This window comes from Cohnella lupini (assembly GCF_003386205.1).
Classification (GTDB): Bacteria; Bacillota; Bacilli; order Paenibacillales; family Paenibacillaceae; genus Cohnella; species Cohnella lupini.
In genome coordinates this window covers 1-20,158 of sequence record NZ_QRDY01000028.1, presented here as the reverse complement: position 1 = coordinate 20,158, position 20,158 = coordinate 1, and the positions used below count along the sequence as shown (strand labels likewise).

The window sequence follows — 20,158 nt, the reverse complement described above, 5'->3', positions numbered from 1 at the left end:
TAAAGCGGGATGGAGGTTATTGTCTTGAGTCAAAAAAGGTCCGCATTGAGCGGAGCGATTATTAATAACGCGATCAAAGAAGCTTTTCTCAAGCTTGATCCGCGGGTGATGGTGCGCAATCCGATTATGTTCGTGGTCGAAGTCGGATTCGTCATCACGCTGTTTCTAACATTCGTACCCGGAGCATTCGATGGGAATACGCCCGTTTGGTTTAATCTAACGGTATCGTTGATCTTGCTCGTCACCGTTCTGTTCGCCAATTTCGCCGAGGCGGTGGCGGAAGGGCGGGGTAAGGCGCAGGCCGATTCCTTGAAAAAAACGAAAAAAGAAATTCTCGCCAACAAAGTCGTAGGCAACGTGGTGAAGCAGGTGCCGTCCACCGAGCTTCGCAAAGGGGATATCGTCCTCGTCAAGCAAGGAGAGTCGATTCCGGGCGACGGCGAGGTGATCGAAGGTCTCGCGTCGGTCGACGAATCGGCGATTACCGGCGAATCCGCACCGGTCATTAAAGAAGCGGGCGGAGATTTCAGCTCCGTAACGGGCGGTACCCGCGTCATTAGCGACCAGATCAAGGTGCGGATAACGAGCGATCCGGGCGAATCGTTCCTCGATCGGATGATCTCGCTCGTCGAAGGTGCCAAGCGTCAGAAAACGCCGAACGAAATCGCTCTGAATACCGTCCTAACGAGCCTAACCCTTATATTTCTTATCGTAGTCGTTACGCTTCCCTTTTTCGGACATTATCTGAATATCGAAATCGATGTGCCGGTGTTGATCGCTCTGCTGGTTTGTCTTATTCCGACCACGATCGGCGGTCTATTATCGGCTATCGGAATCGCGGGCATGGACCGGGTCACGCAATTTAACGTACTGGCTATGTCCGGCAAAGCGGTCGAAGCGGCCGGCGACATCAATACGATCATCTTAGACAAAACGGGAACGATTACCTACGGAAACCGGATGGCGAGCGAATTTATTCCCGTCGGCGGGGAGAAGGACGCCGTTCTCGCCGAATGGGCCGCGATCAGCTCCGTGAAGGATGAAACGCCGGAGGGCCGCTCCGTTTTGGAGTTGATGAAGAAGCAAGTCCTTCGCTATGACGAATCGATAGCAAGCGGCGGCGAGTTCGTTGAGTTCAAAGCGGAAACCCGAATGAGCGGAATCGATCTCAAGGACGGCCGTAAAGTGCGCAAAGGCGCGGTCGATTCGATCAAGAAATGGGTGTCCCAGCAAGGCGGTACCGTTCCGGCCGATCTAGACCGCAATAGCGACCGAATCGCTTCCGCGGGCGGCACGCCGCTTGCGGTCGCGGTAGATAACCGTATCTACGGCTTGATTTACTTGAAGGATACCGTGAAACCGGGCATGCACGAACGCTTCGAGCAAATGCGCCAAATGGGCATTAAGACGATCATGTGTACGGGCGACAACCCGCTTACTGCCGCCACGATCGCTCGCGAAGCAGGCGTCGACGACTTTATCGCGGAAAGCAAGCCGGAAGACAAGATCGCCGTTATCCGCCGTGAACAAGCGGAAGGAAAATTGGTCGCGATGACCGGGGACGGCACGAACGACGCCCCGGCTCTTGCCCAAGCGGACGTCGGCATCGCGATGAATACCGGGACTGTCGCGGCGAAGGAAGCCGCCAACATGGTCGACTTGGATTCCGATCCTTCGAAGATTATCGAAGTCGTCGCCATCGGCAAACAGCTGCTGATGACACGCGGCGCATTGACGACTTTCAGCATCGCGAATGATATCGCCAAATACTTCGCCATCTTACCCGCGATGTTCATGATCGCGATCCCACAGATGGCCGTTCTAAACATCATGAAGCTAGGTTCGCCGATGTCCGCGATTATATCCGCGCTGATCTTCAACGCGTTAATCATTCCGTTGTTGATCCCGCTCGCCATGAAGGGCGTCGCTTATCGGCCGATCAGCTCGGCGCGGCTGCTTAGAAGAAATCTGCTCATTTACGGATTAGGCGGCATCATCGTACCGTTCGCCGGCATCAAAGTCGTCGACTTGGTTGTCCATCTTTGGGTATAAGTTAAACGAAAGGAATGAATCGGATGGGTGTATTAGCGACCAGTTTGCGCACGAGCCTCCTCATCATGCTCGTATGCGGACTACTCTATAGCTTGACCATGACCGGCATCGCGCAATTGATTTTTCCGAAGCAGGCGAACGGCAGCTTGATTCATAACGCCGACGGCGTCGTAATCGGCTCCGAATTGATCGGCCAATCGTTCGTCGATCCCGCTTTTTTTCAAGGACGAGTGTCCAGCATCGAATATAAAGCGGAAGGGTCGGGAACCCCGAACTACGCGCCTTCGAATTCCGATATGCTGGATCGCGTGAAGCAGTCGATAGCGGATTGGAGTGCGAACAATCCGGACGTTCCGGTAAGCGAGCTGCCGATCGACCTGATCTCGAACTCCGGCTCAGGCTTGGATCCCGATATTAGTCCGGAAGCGGCGCTTGCCCAAGTTCCTCGTATAAGTCAATTAACGGGCATCGATCAACAACAAATAACGGCGCTCGTGGACGAGCATACCAAACCAAGAGAGCTCGGCTTCCTAGGCGAGCCGACCGTTAACGTGCTAATGCTCAACATCGCTTTGCAACAATTACAGGCTAAATAACGAAGCTATTCAGTCCCTGCTCAACACCAGTTGAGCAGGGCATTTCCGCATTTACGCCCAAACAAGCCGGGAGGGGAGTCCAATTGCCTGTCGCCACGCTCAATGGCACATCGCTGTATTATGAATCGCAAGGAAAAGGCTCCGCAATCATCTTTATCCATGGGCATGGCTGGACGCATCGCATGTTCAAGCCGCAATTCGAATATTTCTCCGAACGCTATCAAGTCGTCGTCTGCGATCTGCGAGGCAATGGACGATCGGGCAAGCTGCGGCAAACGACCGAGACGATTATCGACACGCAATGCCTGGACTTAATCATGCTTATGAATTTTCTATCTATTCGCGAAGCCGTGTTTGTTGGCATGGCATACGGCGGACTTATCGTCCAGCAGCTTGCCGCGCAATATCCCGAGAGAGTGAGAGCGATCGTTATTGCCGATAGCTACTGCCGGAGCGGAAGGGATACGATCGTGGGTAAGCTGCAGCTTGCCGCCGCGTATTTAAGCTGGATGAACTATTACATTCCCTATGAAATGTTGCTTCCCTCGTTGCGACTCATGTACCGGCGTTGGGAATCCGCCTATCGCGAGCTGAGAAGGAATATGCGCGAGAGACGATCAAGCGAATTGTACCGTCAACGAATAGCGTCCAGCCGCATCGATTATTCCCTGCAGTTGTCCGCTTGTCGCAGGCCTGCCCTATGCATTGTTGGCGACTATACCGAATATGGCCTCGAATGCATGAAAGAAGTCGTGTCTTATTTACCGAAAGCGGAGCTGATCGTTATTTCAGACGCCTATGAACCGAGCAGTTTGTGCCAGTCGGACGCTTTCAACGAGATTTTACAGCAATTTATGGAAAGGGAGCTAATCTACCACTCTATCGCGAATACGCAAGGAGGCGACGACGTTGGATGAGTTTAGACGTAAAACGCCGGAGGAAATTTTGCAATCCATAACCCGTTTACGCCGGGGACGGCTTAAAATCATCATTGGTCCGGTTAGCGGGTCCGGTAAAACATACCATATGCTACACGAGGGCAAGGCGCTCAAGCAGCAGGGGATCGACGTGGCCATCTGCGCCGTATCGACGATGCAACGATTGGAAACGGTGCAACAATCGATCGATTTGGAACGGATACCTAGCATTCATTGGGTTAAAGACGGCAAAGAACAGAAGGACTTGCCTCTCGAAGCGATTATAGCCCGTAATCCGGAAGTGCTGTTAGTAGACGGTTTGGCCCATCGTAACCGTAAGGAAGCCAAATTTAAAACGCGACTTGAAGATATTCATTACTTGATGGAGCAAGGAATTAGCGTGATTACGACGATCAATGTCTACGAATTCGACGGTGAAGACGAGGTCGTCTTCAAGCTGACGGGAATTCGCGCGGAAGAAACCGTTCCCGTTGAAACCTTGGAAATAGCGGACGAGGTTAGACTGATCGACGTGTCTCCGGAAACGATTCTGAAGCGGATAGATGAAGGATTATTGGGCGATCAGACTCACCCGGCGATGAGCAGCCGCGGCTATCTCGGGGTGCTTAGGGAAATCTCGCTTCGATTAATGGCGGAGGGGGTTAACGATTCGCTCGAGAAGCATAGGGAGGAGATGGGACTCGTCGGTCCTTCAGGCGCGGCGGAGCGGATCCTCGTCACCGCCCAATATCATTGGAACGGTTCGTTGCACGTGCGCCGGGGCCAACAAATCGCCAAACGATTAAACGGAGATTTGATGGTAGCGACATTCGTTCAGCCTAATCGTAAGCCTACCAAGGACCAGCAATCGTTCAAGCGCTCCATTCGGAAGTTAATAGAGAAGGTGGAGGCTCAATTCGAGGAGATTCCGCTCCGGCATATTCGGCACCTTCCTTCGATTCTCGTTCGTTATGCTATTAAAAACAATGTTACGAGAATCGTCATGGGACATTCCAAGAGGAGCTGGTGGCAAGAGCGCTGGCAAGGCTCGATCGCCGGCAAAGTGCTCAAGAAAACGCGAAATATCGACGTTTTTCTAATGGCTGATCGCGCAGAGCATGAAGGGGAGCGAATATTGCCCATCCGCCCTCAAGCGAACGAAGGAAACGATCCGTTTCGCAGGCTTAGCTCCAAGGAAATGGAGAAGAAAATCGAAACGATCCGACGCGGAACCTTCAAAGTTTATATCGGCGCCGCTCCGGGCGTTGGCAAAACCTATAAAATGCTCCAGGAAGGAAATCGTCTTCGCGATAAAGGCATCGATGTCGTCATCGGATTATTGGAGACGCACGGAAGGAAGGAAACGGCAGAGCAGGCCGGCGACTTGCCGCTTATTCCGCGAGCGAAAGTCGATTACCAATCTACGCGGTTGGAAGAGATGGACACGGAGGGGATTATCGCCCGTCAACCCGACGTCGTGCTTGTCGATGAATTGGCGCATACGAACGTGCCCAGCAGCAGGAATAAAAAGAGATACGAGGATGTCATCCGCTTGCTGGACAGCGGCATTTCCGTCATCTCGACGGTTAACGTGCAGCATCTGGAGAGCTTGAACGATTCGGTGGAGCATCTGACAGGCGTACGCGTCAGGGAAACCGTACCGGATGCCATTCTGAAGCTTGCCGACGAGGTCGAATTAATCGACGTCACGCCGCAAATGCTGCAGCAACGAATGAGAGACGGGAAAATCTACGCGATCGAGAAGGTGGATCAAGCGCTGGGTTCCTTTTTCAAAATCGGTAACTTAATCGCATTGCGCGAACTGGCTTTGCGGGAATTAGCCGACGACGTCGACGAGCGTCTCGAAGCATGGGATCGTAATACGTCGCTCCGCGGGCCGTGGCGCAGGCGGGAGGTTATCTTCGTCTGCGTAGACACGAGTCCGAAATCGGAGCGACTCATTCGCCGTGGATTCCGCATTGCGCACAGGCTCAAAGCAGAATGGTTCGTCCTCCATATCCACAAAGGCAAGAGCCAGTCCGAAGCCGGTCGTAAACGGTTGGATTCGATGCGTAATCTGTGCGAAAGGCTCGGAGGGAAGATGGAGGTTGCCGACTTGGGCATTAGGACAAGCATAGGCGAGGCCTTGCTGCAAAGAATGTCCGAATTGAATGCGACCCAATTGATTATCGGACAGTCCCGCAGACCGTTCTGGTATCCGCTCGTGAAGAAGACGGTCGTTCACTTCATGCTTTCCCGCGCGCGCCGGATAGATATGCTGATCGTGGCAGACTTCGATCCTAAGGTTACTGAAGAAGGTCTGCAATCGATATAATGTCCACTACAAGATCTATGCCTTCATTATTTTCCACGGCCCTGTCCATGAAAATGATATAGCGATAAATCCCGTGCATCATACTCGGACTCAGTCTCTGAATCTCCAGTGGTGTAGGATCTCCCAGTGGAGTTAGCCCGATTTACGAATAAATGACTACTTACATATCAAAATTGCAGTAGTTGCGGTCCAGTAGACTAAATGGCGACCCAAGAAGTTGCTTTACAATATTGGAAAGAAACAGCCACCTGATCTGATTGATTGTAGGTGGCTGTTTCTATTTAAATAATAATTGTCGGAAGTCAAGAACATTGATCCCATTCCCGTTTTGAGTCAAGAACATTGTCACATTCCCGAAGTACTCGATGCTCACGGCACTAACTACATATTCCAATTGTCAATTTGAAAATGATAAATGGCCTTCCATGAGGAGGGTACGGGGCTATGATGCTCGTTCTGTTGTCGGAATTCATTAACATTATCCCATTATTAGGCGCGAAAAGTGCGGTTTTTTCATTAATGGGTTCAAGTTCTTTTCATGTGTCTATTCCCGATTTGTGACAGAACATTATCTGATTCCCACGGGAACCGTCATTAGTACATTTTGACGCTCGCAAAATCGCAACCCTCTTCGATGTGAACGTTATTTACGCCCCCGTTTTGAATGTGAGCAACACCTTTTACGGTAACATTTTTGAAGTATGCATCCCCGTCAGTGTCAGCGGCAGTTATCCATAGATCTCCTTCAATAACAAGGTTCTGCAGCGTAATGCTGGGAGCGGATACAACCACATTGCCTTTAATCGTTTCCTTGCCTGTTGCTGGACCATAAACGCCAGCAGCATCATACGTCTTTACCGTGCCGCCAGTTGGCGGTGCCGTTCCCGTTCCAGTGCCGCCAGTTGGCGGTGTCGTTCCCGTTCCAGTGCCGCCAGTTGACGGTGTCGTTCCCGTTCCAGTGTCGCCAGTTGGCGCTTTAGGGATGGTAATCCCTAGTTCTTTCGCAAAGTCTAAAGATTTGTCAATCAAAGTGACCGCTGCCTTTATTGTAAACTTGTCCTTTGGCCAGAAGATAGTGATATCCAGAATTTCTGTATCCAAAATACCGGCGATTGCCTTATTGCTCCATCCTGCGATCATGGCTTCACGCAAGTACTTGTCTTTAATGCTGCTCAGTTTTAGCGTTACAAGATTGGCGACCATGTCTATCGCGTCTTTATGTGTTATGTTCTGATTAGGACGGATCGTCCCATCCGAGTAGCCCTTTACATACCCTGCCTTAACAGCGATTGCGATTTGGTCATACGCCAAATCCGAGTTGCTCAGATCCGAAAAGGTAATTTGTGCTTTTTCTGTAAGCTGGAAGGAACGGTTAATTAATGAAATCATGTCTGCTCGAGTAATCGACTCATCAGCCTTTACTGACGCGGAAGCTGCTTTTTCCTGGGAACCCAATAATCGTACTGAAGCCGCATTTTCTGTTTTGTTTTTGTCCTTATCGTTTACGTTAGCGAATGCAGCGGCTGAGCCTCCAAGAACCATAGCAAATGTCAAACCTGTAAAAATACTTTTTTTCAATATGGATGTTTTATTCATTTCAAATCTCTCCTTATATAATTTACTTTTGTTTCAAGTATGCCTCTCGAAAGTTCGCAACCAGGGGAAACAGCTCGATATTATATAAAACTTTCTTGTTCACCTCCCAAACTCCTTGATTATCATAAAACAGAGTAGATGAGAAAGACTTTACAAACACATTAGAATTTAATGAGAGACGTAGGTGACGAAGACAGGACAATGGACAATCAGCAATAAGAAAATGAAATTGTGGTAAAAATGAAATCGTGGTACTATCTCCTTCTCGCTTGAAGTAGTTTGCTTACATGCATAACAAAGGCTTTTCCATAATCATTAGATAAAAAACAAAAACTGCTGCCGGGAACAATAGTTCAAAAGCTATAGCAGCTAATAGCTTGTCAACATTACCAGTAAAGTTAGCTGAGTTCATATGATATATTGTAAAATAAGCACGCCAAATAACCTCCAACTCAACTTGGAAGGTTATACCATTTTGTGATGGCAAGTTTCATAGTCACGAGTACTCCAATGCCGAGTTTCGTTTATGAAAACGTACTAAACATGCTAAGAAGGTGAATACGGGTTGAAGGAACGCGTCTTACTTATCGAGGATGAAATTGCAATGATACGCCTACTAGAATTGGAGTTGGCGTATGAGGGATATGAAATTGCGGTCGCGAGCGACGGCATCGTTGGTACGGAAATGGCTTTAAAGGAGAACTATGATTTGATCCTATTGGATCTAAATTTACCAGGAATCAATGGAATAGAAGTATGCAAGAGAATACGTTCAGCGAAGCAAACGCCGATTATTATGCTAACGGCTAGGGATACGGTGTGGGACCGAGTGCGCGGACTGGATACCGGTGCCGATGACTACGTGGCTAAGCCGTTCGCGATCGAAGAGCTTCTTGCCCGTATGCGTTCCTTACAGCGACGACTTCAGCCTAAGGAAACCGATGACGTATTAAATGCTAAGGATTTGACGTTGAACGTAACTGCGCATCGCGTCAACCGCGCCGGGACGGAAATTGAATTGTCGCAACGCGAGTTCGAACTTCTCCATTGTTTGCTCTCCAATAAAAACCGGCTGATGAACCGCGAAGCGTTGCTCAATATCGTATGGGGTTATTCCTACGAGGGAGAAACGAACGTGGTGGACGTCTATATTCGGTACGTGCGTCTGAAAGTAGATGACGGGTTCGCGGAAAAACTGATTCATACCGTTCGCGGTAGCGGATATATCTTAAGAGATTGAAGGTGATGAGAATGGGCACATGGACGTTCTCACGCAAAGTCAGTGCATCCATTGCTGCAGCGACACTTATAGTCGCGATTGTCACTAGCGGATTTGTATATTTGACATTCAAGCACTGGACAGAACGTCAAGAGGTCGCATTGCTTGATTCAAAACTTAAGCAATTCGAACTTAAGATGAGCGATGTGTCGTTTCTGCCTTCCTTGCTTCATCCGGGAACAGGAACAGGCAATGATATAAGAAACATATTCAAGCCGGATCTATCAGCATTTCTCTCGGACCTTGATGCTGGACAACGACTTGAAATGTTAGATCGCAACGGACAAGTGTTGGCCGAGGTTGGCAGTGAGAAATCCGGAAGGAAAAAAATCGAATATAGGGCTGAAAAAGATCTCGACTTGCCTGGATACGACTCCGTAAAACTACTCCTTACTGTAGATAGCGAGCATTCTCGAAGCGCAACCGCCGAACGGTTGGTAGGAAGACTTCTTCTGCTCGGTTTATTGATTGCAGCCGGAATGGCTATCGTTGGGGGAGTGATCGTAGCCCGTTCGACGTTGAAACCGATTCGTCGCATGATCGGCGAGGTACGGAGCATTAGGGCGAACGATTTGTCCCAGCGCCTGCGTTTACCCGCCGCTAAGGATGAGCTCTATGAACTGGGGGAAACCTTCAACGTTTTTCTTAATAAACTGGATGTTTCTTTTGACCAGCAACGACGTTTCGTCGCCGATGCCTCGCATGAACTGAAAACGCCTCTCGCCATTATTGAAGGGCATACGCATATGATACAGCGGTGGGGGAAAAAATCTCCGGAAGTGCTGGATGAATCGTTGGCGTTCATGATGAATGAAACCAGAAGAATGAAGGAACTGATCGCACAGCTTCTCTTGCTTGCCGAATCGGAAGAACCTCTGCCAATCGAGGCCGTGGAGGTATGCGATCTTAAGATGACTTTAAGTGAATTGCTTCCCCAAACCGTACACGTCAATCCCGAAGTTAAACTCGATTACGATACTCATCCGAGCGGGGCTGCTGCTCTAATCAGGATGCCTGCAAACGCCAGCTATCAGGTGCTGCGTAATATTGTAGAGAATGCGCTTAAGTACACTCCCAAAGGTGGAACGGTAAGCATCAGACTTCAAGAAAAAGAGGGGCGGATAACCGTGTCCGTAACCGACACGGGAATGGGGATATCCGCTGAACAACTGCCACACATTTTCGATCGATTCTACCGTACGGAGAGTTCGCGTAACCGTACACAAGGAGGATCGGGTCTTGGCCTTGCCATTACCAAAACAATAATGGAGCGTTATGGAGGCTCGATCGCAATCGACAGTACCCAAGGACAAGGCACCACAGTGATATTGCAGTATATCCAAGGTTTAAGCAAATTTACAATTTGACCATCGTTAGAAACCCTGAGGGAGCTTTCTCCAATGGTTATGATCTAACAATGGATTAAAATTGATCAAATTTGGGAGTTGTATGTAATAAACTTTTACTTACTACAAGAGTATGATATTCACTTTTGAGTGAAATTTCCAGATAAAGCGAAGTGTGATTCACCTTATTATTGAAGAAGATTTGATATTAACGGCCGACGTAGGTGAAGGAGATGTGTACCTCAAAAATATGATAGTAAAAGGTGTCGTTTACATTAAAGTTATAAACGCTAAATCCGTTCATTTCGAGGATTATGAAATGGCGAGCGCCAAAATGAATTAACGTGACTGGAGTGCTACGATAATTATGCAGTCGAAAAACACCCTCGTATGAAATAAAATGAAAGCAGACGAGGGGACGAGAGACAATGAATCAGTACGACAAAGCATTCAAATAAGAAGCAGTCAGATTGAGCGATGAGATTGGATCAAAGAAAGCAACCGAGCAGTTGGGCGTAGCCTACCACACCTTGCAAGGATGGAGAAAGCAAAGAACCCTGCACGGCGACGGTGCACATATCGGGAGCGGACGCGCTTATGCATCTGCCGATAAGACTGCGCGTGAAATTGAATTAGAAAGAGAAATTGGCGAGTTGCGGCGCGCGAATGAAATTCTCAAGGACGCACTCGGTTTTTTCGCAAAAGACCGGAAGCGGTAAAGGCATGTCAGCTCTATACTTACATCCGTGAGCGACGGGATCGATGGACCGTTAAGGAGCTGTGCGAAGTTCTTGCTGTCAGCGAATCGGGCTATTACCGTAGGCAGCAACGCCTTCTGGTCAAAATCAAAGAAATCATCGGAGAACATGAAGACAACAGCAATTACGGTGCCCAGCGTATTCTGCTGGCGCTGTTACAAATAGATGTCACGACCAGCTACAGCACGGTCTATAGAGTTATGAAAAAGCACGGACTGTTGAAGAAAGCAAAGCGCCATCCAAACGGTATTACACGTGAGGATATCGCAGCTCAAAAGAGCGAGAACCTGATCCAAAGAGACTTTAAATCTTCAGCACCTAACCAAAAGTGGCTATCGGATATCACCGAAGTCCCTTGTTCAGACGGCAAGCTATATCTGTCCGCGGTACTGGATTGTTTCAACGGAGAGGTCGTAGGCCTCGCCATGGACGACAACATGCGCAAGGAACTCTGCATTCAAGCCTTTGAGAACGCTTGTAAAGCGAGAAATGCTCACGGAATGATTTATCACAGCGATCGAGGCAGCCAGTTCACGAGCCATGATTTCCGGGAGAGTCTGGCTAAACGAGGTGCCATTCAGAGCATGAGCGGCACAGGGCGTTGCTACGATAACGCAAGGATGGAAAGCTTTTTTGCTACGCTAAAGAAAGAGAAGCTTTACAAGATCAACACGGAACGCTATCCGATGGCTTATATGAAATCGATTATCTTCAGATATATCATGGTCTACTACAACAGGCGACGGATCTACACCTCGAATCCAGGGGGATGGCCCCCAGCTGTTTATCGAGAAAGAATGCTGTCACAAGCAGCTTAGTAACGGGATTCTGTATGAGGGTGTTTTCAAACTGCACTTTTTTTGACAACTCCAGAAGTGGTTGCTCTTAGGGGTGACCATTTTTTATTGTGAACCGTTCGCTCATTCTTTGTGAGTGTTTGCTAAATAGACTTATGTGCAACTAGGAATAGAATAGGGTATTCGCATTCAAGCGGGTACTACAAATTACTCTTTTGAAAAAATAAACTAGGCGTTTGTGCTCAATTGTTGACTAATTAACAATCATCAAACAAAACTCAACTATTCTATTTACTGAATGCAAAATAAATAGAAAGAAGTGTGAGTAAAGTTGAAAAAAAAGTTGCTTATATCCACTATTATTGCTCTAACAATGTTGTTTAGTCTGGCTTACGGTGCATGGGCTGCGTCTAATCCGCAACTTAGCGACAGCTTGAAACAGGTGAAACAGGATAATCACGGACAGTCTAAGAAAATAACTCCTTTGGGATTTTCATCTAACGTAAGAGCGTCGGACACATTTTCGTTTAAGACATCTTCAACGATAGATCTATTGAATATTACAAGCGACAGTGTTCCACCTTATATTTCTATAAATGATCGAACTGATAATCTGGATTTGTCTAGTGCTAAAATCAATGTTCTAAAAGGCACAGATGGAATAGCATATTCGATAACGAATTTGCCTGCGGTTGATCACGCTAAATCGTACACGTTGCAAATTCGTCATTCTTCTATATCTTTAAAAAAGGTTGCTTTCAAGCCGAAAAACTCTTCCAACACAGATCTTAGGATGTTGAGTAACGCCATTCACATATCAAGCATCGACAACGCAAATAGCACTATTTATATGATACCTCTATATGATGTTGAACAATTGCTTGCTGAAATTGACTCAACAGACAATTCGATTCAACATTATTCGGTTACAGATCGTTCGGGGACCGAAAAAAGGTTATCTGATGAAATCGAGAATAATGATAGATTAACTGTAGTTGCTGAAGATGGAACATCCAAACCGTTTACAGTCCAACTTTCAACTTTAAGAGCAAACCTGCAGCAGTATACGGTAGGTCAAACTCAAGATATTACATTAGAATATTCTATTAATAGAACTACACCTGAAAGAAAATATTTATATGGAACGTTAACCTTTCATTTGCCGGATGGAATAACAGCTTCCTCTATGGATACGTTCGATTTAATTGGCCGTGGTTTCGTACAATTAAATGATGCTGCTATCGCTTCTGCAAAAGACTATAACCATTCAGGAAGAAACTGGGTTAGGGATTTGAATTCGAATGAAGATTTACGAACGAAAGTGGCCATAACGGACGGTGGAAAAACGGTTTCTATAAAGGATACAGATTTTAGCGCATACAATGGCGTTGACGTTACGCTTGTTTTGAAAAACAAAAGAATTCCAAGTCAAGGCGGAACTTTCAGTGCAACTTTTAGTGGCAAGGCTTATTCAGGAACACCTCGCGAAGCGGATTATACGGAAACGGGAACGGCAAACTTCAATGTAACTTCTAATGTAACAAATTTAATTAGAAAAGCTGCTGATGTCTCCTATAACACCCCAACAACTGTTGTGCTGGAAGCTGATTCAATGAATAAACAAGAAAGTGTTTATGCAAGTTTAGACAAAGGTTTAACTTGGGTGAAAACAGGAGCAGTTTTAAAATCGCAACAAGCGACAATTTCTAACCTATTACCGGAGACGACCTATTACTTTAAGCTAGTAACATCCGATGGAAGTTCAAACATGGTCAGCTATTATTCAGGTAAATATGACGTAACGAATTTTGGTGCTGTTCCTGACGCAAAAGTATCGGACAGCGCTGGTGACATTATTAAATATACCGGATCGGATAATTCTGCTGCTATAAATGCAGCCATTGTTGCAGCAAGCAAAAATGGCGGCGGAACGGTTTACTTCAAAGGAGACTCAAATTTCGCCTCTAACAGCATCCATTTAAGAAGCAACGTATACTTATATTTTGACACAAACGCTCAACTTATCGCTTTAGACAATATCGACTCAAGAGAAGCCCCTTTAAATTATCCTTTCGCATTGGGGCAGGATGACGGGCATGGCTATTGGGAAGACGCCCTTATGTGGGGCGTTCGCGTAGAGAATATAAAAATTATCGGGAATTCAGCCAAAATTTACGGAAACATGAATTTATATACGGGCTATAGTGATCCTTATGTTCCTGGTAGCGGAACGAAAACCATGTCGTTCAAACTATCTAAAAATATCGTGATTGGCGGAACGGATGAGGAGCATGTTTTAACCATTGAACAAGGCGGCTGGTTTTCTATACTAACAACTGGCTGCGATAACATTAGCGTTCAAAATATATTATTGCCTAACTCCACTTCCGGTCGTCAAAGAGACACATTCAACTTTATGCAAGATAACGACGCATCCGCTTATAACATTACGACTTTGAAATCCAGTAATGACGTAGCAAAATTAGGAAGCGATTTTTCTTTGGGATTTATTAGACACGTTTCTAATATCGATATTGAAAAAATTGTTGCCGGAGACATCGCAGGCGGAAATGTGTTCCAGTTAGGCTCGGAAACCGTTGGAGATATTGCAAATATTACTGCGAAAAATTTAACTTTAACAACAAATGCGAATAAAACCGGCGTTGCCATCTGGGTTAACGACGGTTCGAACGTAAGTAACGTAACCTTATCAGATTTACATTTAGAAAACACATCCGGCGGAATTGCTTTCGGCGTGTCTCCTCGTTTTGAAGGTGCCGGGTTAGACGAAGATGGAAGTCTTCAAACAGCAAGGCTGCCTCTTGGAGTAAGAAGACCCGGTTCGATTTCAAATGTAACGGTTGATGGGGCCGTTTTATCCAAGAACGCAGGAGGAGATGGAGCGTTCCCAATTGTGATTCAAGGATATAAACGATTTCCAAGCACCGGATCTGCAGGCCAGGTTGACGTTGGTTCAGTTGGAACGATCGTGGATGGGGAAACGTATCCCGTTCGCAATATAACGATTAAAAATCTTGAGCTTACGGCATCCTTTAATCCTGCTAAACCTGCTTCCAAGCCCGTTTTATCAAACACGACGGAAGTTATAGCTGAAGCTAAAAATGGGGGTAACTATCGAACATCGTCCTATCCAAATGCGAGTTCATTCCCTGCATATGGAATACTTTTGAAATATGTAGATCATGTCACGATTCAAGACAGTTCAATAAAATATGAAGACAATTTAAGAAATGATCGATTTGCGATTGTTGTTGATAATGGAACGGACGTTAATTTAAGCAACCTAAATATTTTACAAGGCGGGTTAATCGGCAGTGCTGTACAAGTTAGAGGTACCTCAAGTTATCATTTTAGCAATATAGCTATTAATACGTTCAATAAAAATTATAAAACACAAACGGCAACTGTGTTTCCTGACGCAAATGGCAGTACTAATTTCGATAGTTCCGTACAGGCAAATTTATCACAATCCTATGTTTTCCCGAGCATTGTCTCTGACGCAGCTGTAGATATTGCATATACAAGCACGCATATTAACTCCATTTCAGGCCGTGTAATTGACATTAAAGCCGGAACTACGGTTGGAAATGTTTTAGACGAGTTAATATCCCTGGATGGTGTCCAAACGATTTCAGTTGTAGATGGTAGTGGTAATGCTGTTGCTTCAACCGAAGATATTACAACAGATCATAGTCTTAAAGTGATTTCAGCCGATGGAACCAAAACGATCGTCTTACCGTTCTCGATCGAAGGTGCCGTTACTTCTGGCACAGATGTAGATCGGGTTTCACTACATGAAGTCGCTTAAGCGCAATGAACAACTCTGAAGGTTCGTTAGAAAACAATCCCTTGGACGATTTCAAGGAGAAGGCTCGGGTTGTTAAGGAAGCCACTGAAAAAAACCTATAAAAAGGAGCAAGCTCTCAAATTTTGAGGAGCTTGCTCCTTAGTATCTTCTGAAATTGTTGCTCTGTCATGCGACCCCCCTTTTTTTAGCCGTGCTTGGCTGTATATTGCCCAGATAGGAGGGGGGAGATTTCAAGACAACTGATATTTAACCTAAGCCCAGCCCTTACGGATCTGCAATGCTTGCTGGAACACTTCAAAGTTCCCCGTGTCCCATGTGGCGATCCCGTCCACCAATCGGAACGGATAGCTTCCACCGTGGGTCCAAGAGAAGAAAAGTATTAGATGATATGGATGTTGTTATTCCTTTAATACGATAATCGCGTACGCGTGATACCAATATGGTCATTGAGCTAACGGATACGATAGCTCAATCGCAGGTTACCGACACAGGTTGGTAGCCTTGTTAGGAGGAACTCTTATGATAAAGGTATCACTAATGTTAGTCATGTTATGCTTAATAATGACAGCATGCAGCCGCCAAACCAAATCATTTGAAATAACAATTGACGATATTAACAAGAACGAGTTTATTGTAAACTGTTCAATTGAAGCAAACAAACATAAGAAGGGCAACCAAAATGATTTAGGTTATTCATGCAATATAGTGATTAATAGCTCAACAAATCTTATGGATAGTGAAGGGAATCCATTACGGTTAATTGATTTTTCAGTGGGGGATTTAATTCGAATCATCCTCACAAAACCGCAAGTAATTAATGAAAGAAATAGAACACTCGATGCAACAGAAATTGTTCTTTTAGATGCTAAGCAGTAATAGTGCTGAATCAGCGTGCCTATATAGACAAGCTCTTCTTGAGTGAAATCTGCATTAAGTGAGTTAAGCTCCCTCAGAGAATAAGGATTTTCTCACGAATGCTCGCTCATTCGCAGGATTTCAAATGTATGTTTAAATAGGAGTTTGTTCAAACCCGGCAAAGTCATTCGAAAATAGAATGGGGCGCTTGGTAAGGACAATACCTCGAAAATTAATAGCTTGTGCAGCGTGTTTCTCCTTGGCAATGTCGATGCCTATGACCAGAGTGGAAGTGGAAATTCGTTCTACACGTTGATTTTGAGACTTAATCAGACTAGACTTCATGATAACGCCTCCTAAGGTGAGTTCTGAGGGCTGCAACCCAGTACATACTCATCCTAGCGAGGCGTCTATCATTCTGCAAATTGAATCTACTAACACCTACAGGAATGTTAACGGTAACGTTAGCTAAATATTAAAAGAGGTGAAGATGATGAGATTACATTGCCCCTGTTGTGAAAATTTCACTGTTGATAGCGATGATGAGGTAATTGTAGATATTTGTGACGTATGTTTTTGGCAATATGATGTTACTGCTCATGAACAGCCTGATAGAAATATAGGTGCGAATCATATTTCATTAACGCATGCAAAAGAAAATTATAGACAGTTTGGGGTATGCAAAAAAGAATTCATTCACATGGTTAGAAAACCGTTGCAAGAAGAGTTACCAGAAAACAATAAAGAATAGGGTTACATTGCACCGTGTTAAACTAACGGATACGATAGTTGAATGAGGAAGCGACGGCAGCCTATAATGGGTTGCCGTTTTCATTGAAGTAACGGGTTAGTTGAGGTGGTAAACCCTTTTTTTATGTTAGGATAAAAGGGTAGTTTAGAGCGCGAGGTGATTCAATTGAATGCAGAACATATTAAGTACGCTGAGAAAATTTTATCTCATATTTTTATTGGGAGTCAACTAGATGGTGTTAAATTCGGTCCAGGTCCTGCAGCGCTTTTAATACGCTTTGAACACTACGGAAACCATTCTCCCGACCAACTTTGGCTTAATATAGAGTCAAAATGGGGGGTATATCCTAAAAACACCTATGATTTTCCGAATTCCGAAAACGAAATGAGTGAGCTTTCGGAAGAGCATGAGTATAAATTGATATTTGAACTACGAAGAGAGAAAGTAGCTAACATAAAGCTCGGCAAGCTTGCCCCACATCTACATATTGAGTTTGAGTCGGGGAAGACGCTTTTTGTGAATGGACATCATCATAAATTTGAGTGTTGGCAAGCTGGAGATGGTTTGGGATACTCTGGCGATGAATGGCTTGTAGTGGCTACTCCTGGAGATGGTATTTCTATGTGGGCACCTCAGTCATTCTAACGGGAACTTTAGCTCAATTAATCTATTTGAAAGTTTTGTTTGGAGGAAAGGAAATGAGTTATATTTGTCCAGTCTGTGGTCTTGATGAATTAAGAATGCAACCATACGATGAAAAAGGTAATGAATCTTTCGAAATATGTAAATGTTGCGGATTTGAATTTGGCGTTGATGATTTACTATACACCTTTGAAACATACAGAGTAGAATGGATAACTAATGGAGCAAAATGGTTCATGGGTAATAATTATGATTGGAACCTTAAAGAACAACTAAAGAATATTGAGAAGATAAAGCCAATGTATATCCCTTTCCATTGTCCACGGTTAAGCTAACGGATACGATAGCTGAGGAGCTTGCCGCGGCAGCTTCTTTTTCACTTGTTGAAGTAACGTACAGGATAGTTCAGTCATTCCTCAAAAGTAAATTAGTACGTAAAAACCTTTTTAAAAGTAAAGGAATTGATTAATACACATAGAATTAGTATTGGAATCCACGAAAGGAGGCTCACGTATGGAAAAATACAATTCTCTCCGCTAAGAATCTTTCTTAAAGGAGGGATTACGTATGGTATGATATTCTACCCCTATTCCAACTCATCGAAATATAATATAGGGGATGATATATATGAATATTGCTGACAACATTCTCAAACACCATCTTCAAAATGTGTATGTGATAACGGGCCATGCCTGCGGCGGAAAAACCATGGCCAGCAGGTATCTTGCCGATAAATATGATTTGATTTTATTGGACTGGGACGAACAGTTTGCAATGTATCAGGCGCTGGTTGAACCTCTCTATCAACCAGCCATGAGCAAGCGCCCCGAATTTACTTCATGGGAAGAGTATTTCATGCGGCCACCTGCGGAATATTCGAAGTGGCTCGATAAGACATTCAGAGAGCAAACCGAAATGGTGATTGCACATCTCCTTAAACTTTCAGGTAATGCGGGTGGCAAAAAAATCATTGTCGATGGCTTTTTTACCGTGGAAACCTTAAAAAAGATATCGAATTATAACAAAGTGGTATTCTTGCTCTCTTCCGAAGAAGTTGTTCGGAGCGATTACTTCAATCGGGATTGTAAACGGGATATGTACGAATGCATCAAGGGGCTCAGGGATCCTGAAGCTGCTTTTGAAAACGTCTTCCAAACCATGTTCTACAAAGTGGAAGAAGGCGAGCAGGAAATTCGCGAAAGCGGGTTTAAATGGTTCAAACGAGAAACCCTTGGAACCGATCCGATGGATACCATCAGGCAAATTGAAACTCATTTTGGTTTGAGGAAATAATCAAATCGAGGTCTGGCTGCAACATCTGCCAGGCCTTATTGTATTGTTTTTCGTGTAAATTGATTTCTGATTACACTAGCGGGGAACGATAGCAACGACAAAAGGCTGCCGAGATTATCAGCGGCCTGTTCAACTAAAGGGCAGCATAGTTGAATAACTTTTCAATTTGAATTGATTAGATTTGGAAAATACTGTAATGTTATTTGTGATTTCTGAAGCCAAGATATTAGGAGGTTTAATTAATGAAAACTTCTCTGAAATGGATAAAAGTCCGACTTGCCATTAGGGATAATCCGTTTAATATCTTATATTGGGTACTGCTGATAGCCTTTGTGTATGTTGTGATCGGTATTTATGGAATGAACTGGTCATATGTGCCTTTCCCATAAGTACAGAGCGTATTGCACTAACGGATAACAAGATACTATAAAGGCTGCCACGGCGGCCGTTGTTCAGGACCCATGGCAAAGGTCAGAGTTGTAAAAGGAGGAAATTTCTTGAACAAGTGGGTTGGCGCTGCAGGAATATGTGTTAATTCGGATTATCACTTACTAATGGTTCTACAAGGTAAACCAGAAGAAGAGAAACGATGGTCGGTGCCGTCGGGCGGGAAAGAAAAAGATGAAACCTTAGAAGAATGCTGTATTAGGGAAGTTTATGAGGAGACAGGCTACCGCTGTAAAATCATAAGAGAAATAATAGGTAAGTCAGGAGCATTTGGTTCAGTTGAATATCTTGTAACATATTTTGAGATTGAAATTCTAAGCGGGCAACCAACAATTCATGATCCTGATGGACTTATTTATGAAATAGCTTGGAAATCCCCTGATCAACTTAAAGAATTAATTTATTCCTTCCCCGAAGATAAAGAGTTTTTGTTACTGCATATCGAACAAAGAACGTTGAGCTAACGGGAGACGATACTTGAAGGATGTCACGGGAAAGTCGTTATTACGTTAACGGCAAGATACAGGATAACATATTCAGCATTGGGGGCTCTTTTGTGAGTGACGTTATTGAAAATCAAAGGATTAAAGAAGTGACTAAAAAAACTTATCTTGTTAATGTGGCATATTTAATTGACTTAACTGATGAAGAATACAAAGAAATCA

17 protein-coding genes and 1 pseudogene are annotated in these 20,158 nt (G+C 44.9%); 16 read left to right on the top strand and 2 right to left on the bottom strand.

The genetic code is table 11. The annotated features are described in order from the left end of the window. Positions 1-24: 24 nt before the first annotated feature. The 4 genes from kdpB (at position 25) to DFP95_RS25705 (ending at position 5,900) form a co-directional block, all read left to right on the top strand. Positions 25-2,052, top strand: a complete 2,028-nt coding sequence (kdpB, locus tag DFP95_RS25720; RefSeq protein WP_425453326.1) for a potassium-transporting ATPase subunit KdpB — start codon at positions 25-27, stop codon at positions 2,050-2,052. 23 nt (positions 2,053-2,075) lie between these two features. Beyond that, entirely contained in the window at positions 2,076-2,648 is a 573-nt protein-coding gene (kdpC, locus tag DFP95_RS25715; protein ID WP_115995545.1) for a potassium-transporting ATPase subunit KdpC, read from the top strand. Between the two features lie 83 nt (positions 2,649-2,731). Continuing rightward, the gene (locus tag DFP95_RS25710) at positions 2,732-3,565 is read left to right on the top strand and encodes an alpha/beta fold hydrolase (protein WP_115995544.1); all 834 of its coding nucleotides are present in this window, start codon (positions 2,732-2,734) and stop codon (positions 3,563-3,565) included. Further along, positions 3,558-5,900: a universal stress protein gene (locus DFP95_RS25705; RefSeq protein WP_115995543.1), complete on the top strand. Its 2,343-nt coding sequence runs from the start codon at positions 3,558-3,560 to the stop codon at positions 5,898-5,900. The genes DFP95_RS25710 and DFP95_RS25705 overlap by 8 nt, the downstream gene beginning before the upstream one ends. 594 nt (positions 5,901-6,494) lie before the next feature. Here DFP95_RS25705 and DFP95_RS25700 read toward each other — a convergent pair. Further along, complete coding sequence (locus tag DFP95_RS25700) at positions 6,495-7,496, bottom strand: S-layer homology domain-containing protein (RefSeq protein ID WP_115995542.1); 1,002 nt, start codon at positions 7,494-7,496, stop codon at positions 6,495-6,497. Between the two features lie 565 nt (positions 7,497-8,061). Here DFP95_RS25700 and DFP95_RS25695 point away from each other — a divergent pair. The 6 genes from DFP95_RS25695 (at position 8,062) to DFP95_RS25670 (ending at position 16,381) form a co-directional block, all read left to right on the top strand. Further along, positions 8,062-8,736, top strand: coding sequence for a response regulator transcription factor (locus DFP95_RS25695; protein ID WP_115995541.1), 675 nt, complete (start codon positions 8,062-8,064; stop codon positions 8,734-8,736). Between the two features lie 11 nt (positions 8,737-8,747). Beyond that, positions 8,748-10,142, top strand: a complete 1,395-nt coding sequence (locus tag DFP95_RS25690; protein ID WP_181907610.1) for a sensor histidine kinase — start codon at positions 8,748-8,750, stop codon at positions 10,140-10,142. Positions 10,143-10,591: 449 nt separating this feature from the next. Beyond that, the gene (locus tag DFP95_RS25685; protein ID WP_220376472.1) at positions 10,592-10,840 is read left to right on the top strand and encodes a hypothetical protein; all 249 of its coding nucleotides are present in this window, start codon (positions 10,592-10,594) and stop codon (positions 10,838-10,840) included. 23 nt (positions 10,841-10,863) lie between these two features. Next, positions 10,864-11,697, top strand: a complete 834-nt coding sequence (locus tag DFP95_RS25680) for an IS3 family transposase (RefSeq protein WP_115995539.1) — start codon at positions 10,864-10,866, stop codon at positions 11,695-11,697. A gap of 310 nt (positions 11,698-12,007) precedes the next feature. Continuing rightward, complete coding sequence (locus DFP95_RS25675; RefSeq protein ID WP_115995538.1) at positions 12,008-15,505, top strand: hypothetical protein; 3,498 nt, start codon at positions 12,008-12,010, stop codon at positions 15,503-15,505. Positions 15,506-16,024: 519 nt separating this feature from the next. Then, positions 16,025-16,381 carry a hypothetical protein gene (locus tag DFP95_RS25670; protein WP_115995537.1) on the top strand — a complete coding sequence of 119 codons (357 nt, stop codon included), beginning with the start codon at positions 16,025-16,027 and terminating at the stop codon, positions 16,379-16,381. 147 nt (positions 16,382-16,528) lie between these two features. Here the strand turns inward: DFP95_RS25670 and DFP95_RS25665 are convergent. Further along, positions 16,529-16,705, bottom strand: a pseudogene (locus DFP95_RS25665) (IS110 family transposase); the annotation flags it as partial. Between the two features lie 145 nt (positions 16,706-16,850). Between DFP95_RS25665 and DFP95_RS25660 the strand changes: the two are divergent. The 6 genes from DFP95_RS25660 to DFP95_RS25640 all read left to right on the top strand — a co-directional run bounded on the left by DFP95_RS25660 (position 16,851) and on the right by DFP95_RS25640 (position 19,957). Next, on the top strand, positions 16,851-17,111 hold the full coding sequence (locus tag DFP95_RS25660) for a CPCC family cysteine-rich protein (protein ID WP_115995536.1): 261 nt from the start codon (positions 16,851-16,853) through the stop codon (positions 17,109-17,111). A gap of 156 nt (positions 17,112-17,267) precedes the next feature. Next, the gene (locus tag DFP95_RS25655; RefSeq protein WP_425453325.1) at positions 17,268-17,756 is read left to right on the top strand and encodes a hypothetical protein; all 489 of its coding nucleotides are present in this window, start codon (positions 17,268-17,270) and stop codon (positions 17,754-17,756) included. Positions 17,757-17,809: 53 nt separating this feature from the next. Then, the gene (locus DFP95_RS25650) at positions 17,810-18,088 is read left to right on the top strand and encodes a hypothetical protein (protein ID WP_115995534.1); all 279 of its coding nucleotides are present in this window, start codon (positions 17,810-17,812) and stop codon (positions 18,086-18,088) included. Between the two features lie 292 nt (positions 18,089-18,380). Further along, positions 18,381-19,046 (top strand): hypothetical protein, encoded by a 666-nt coding sequence (locus DFP95_RS25645; protein ID WP_115995533.1) that lies wholly within the window; start codon positions 18,381-18,383, stop codon positions 19,044-19,046. A 242-nt stretch (positions 19,047-19,288) separates the two neighbouring features. Beyond that, positions 19,289-19,435: a hypothetical protein gene (locus tag DFP95_RS29060; protein WP_181907609.1), complete on the top strand. Its 147-nt coding sequence runs from the start codon at positions 19,289-19,291 to the stop codon at positions 19,433-19,435. Positions 19,436-19,543: 108 nt separating this feature from the next. After that, positions 19,544-19,957: an NUDIX hydrolase gene (locus DFP95_RS25640; protein ID WP_115995532.1), complete on the top strand. Its 414-nt coding sequence runs from the start codon at positions 19,544-19,546 to the stop codon at positions 19,955-19,957. The last annotated feature ends 201 nt before the right edge of the window (positions 19,958-20,158 follow it).

Coding starts and splice junctions, on each gene's coding strand:
- kdpC (WP_115995545.1), top strand. CDS start 2,076: ATGGGTGTATTAGCGACCAGTTTGCGCACGAGCCTCCTCATCATGCTC.
- DFP95_RS25700 (WP_115995542.1), bottom strand. CDS start 7,496: ATGAATAAAACATCCATATTGAAAAAAAGTATTTTTACAGGTTTGACA.
- DFP95_RS25690 (WP_181907610.1), top strand. CDS start 8,748: ATGGGCACATGGACGTTCTCACGCAAAGTCAGTGCATCCATTGCTGCA.
- DFP95_RS25670 (WP_115995537.1), top strand. CDS start 16,025: ATGATAAAGGTATCACTAATGTTAGTCATGTTATGCTTAATAATGACA.
- DFP95_RS25660 (WP_115995536.1), top strand. CDS start 16,851: ATGATGAGATTACATTGCCCCTGTTGTGAAAATTTCACTGTTGATAGC.
- DFP95_RS25650 (WP_115995534.1), top strand. CDS start 17,810: ATGAGTTATATTTGTCCAGTCTGTGGTCTTGATGAATTAAGAATGCAA.
- DFP95_RS25645 (WP_115995533.1), top strand. CDS start 18,381: ATGAATATTGCTGACAACATTCTCAAACACCATCTTCAAAATGTGTAT.
- DFP95_RS29060 (WP_181907609.1), top strand. CDS start 19,289: ATGAAAACTTCTCTGAAATGGATAAAAGTCCGACTTGCCATTAGGGAT.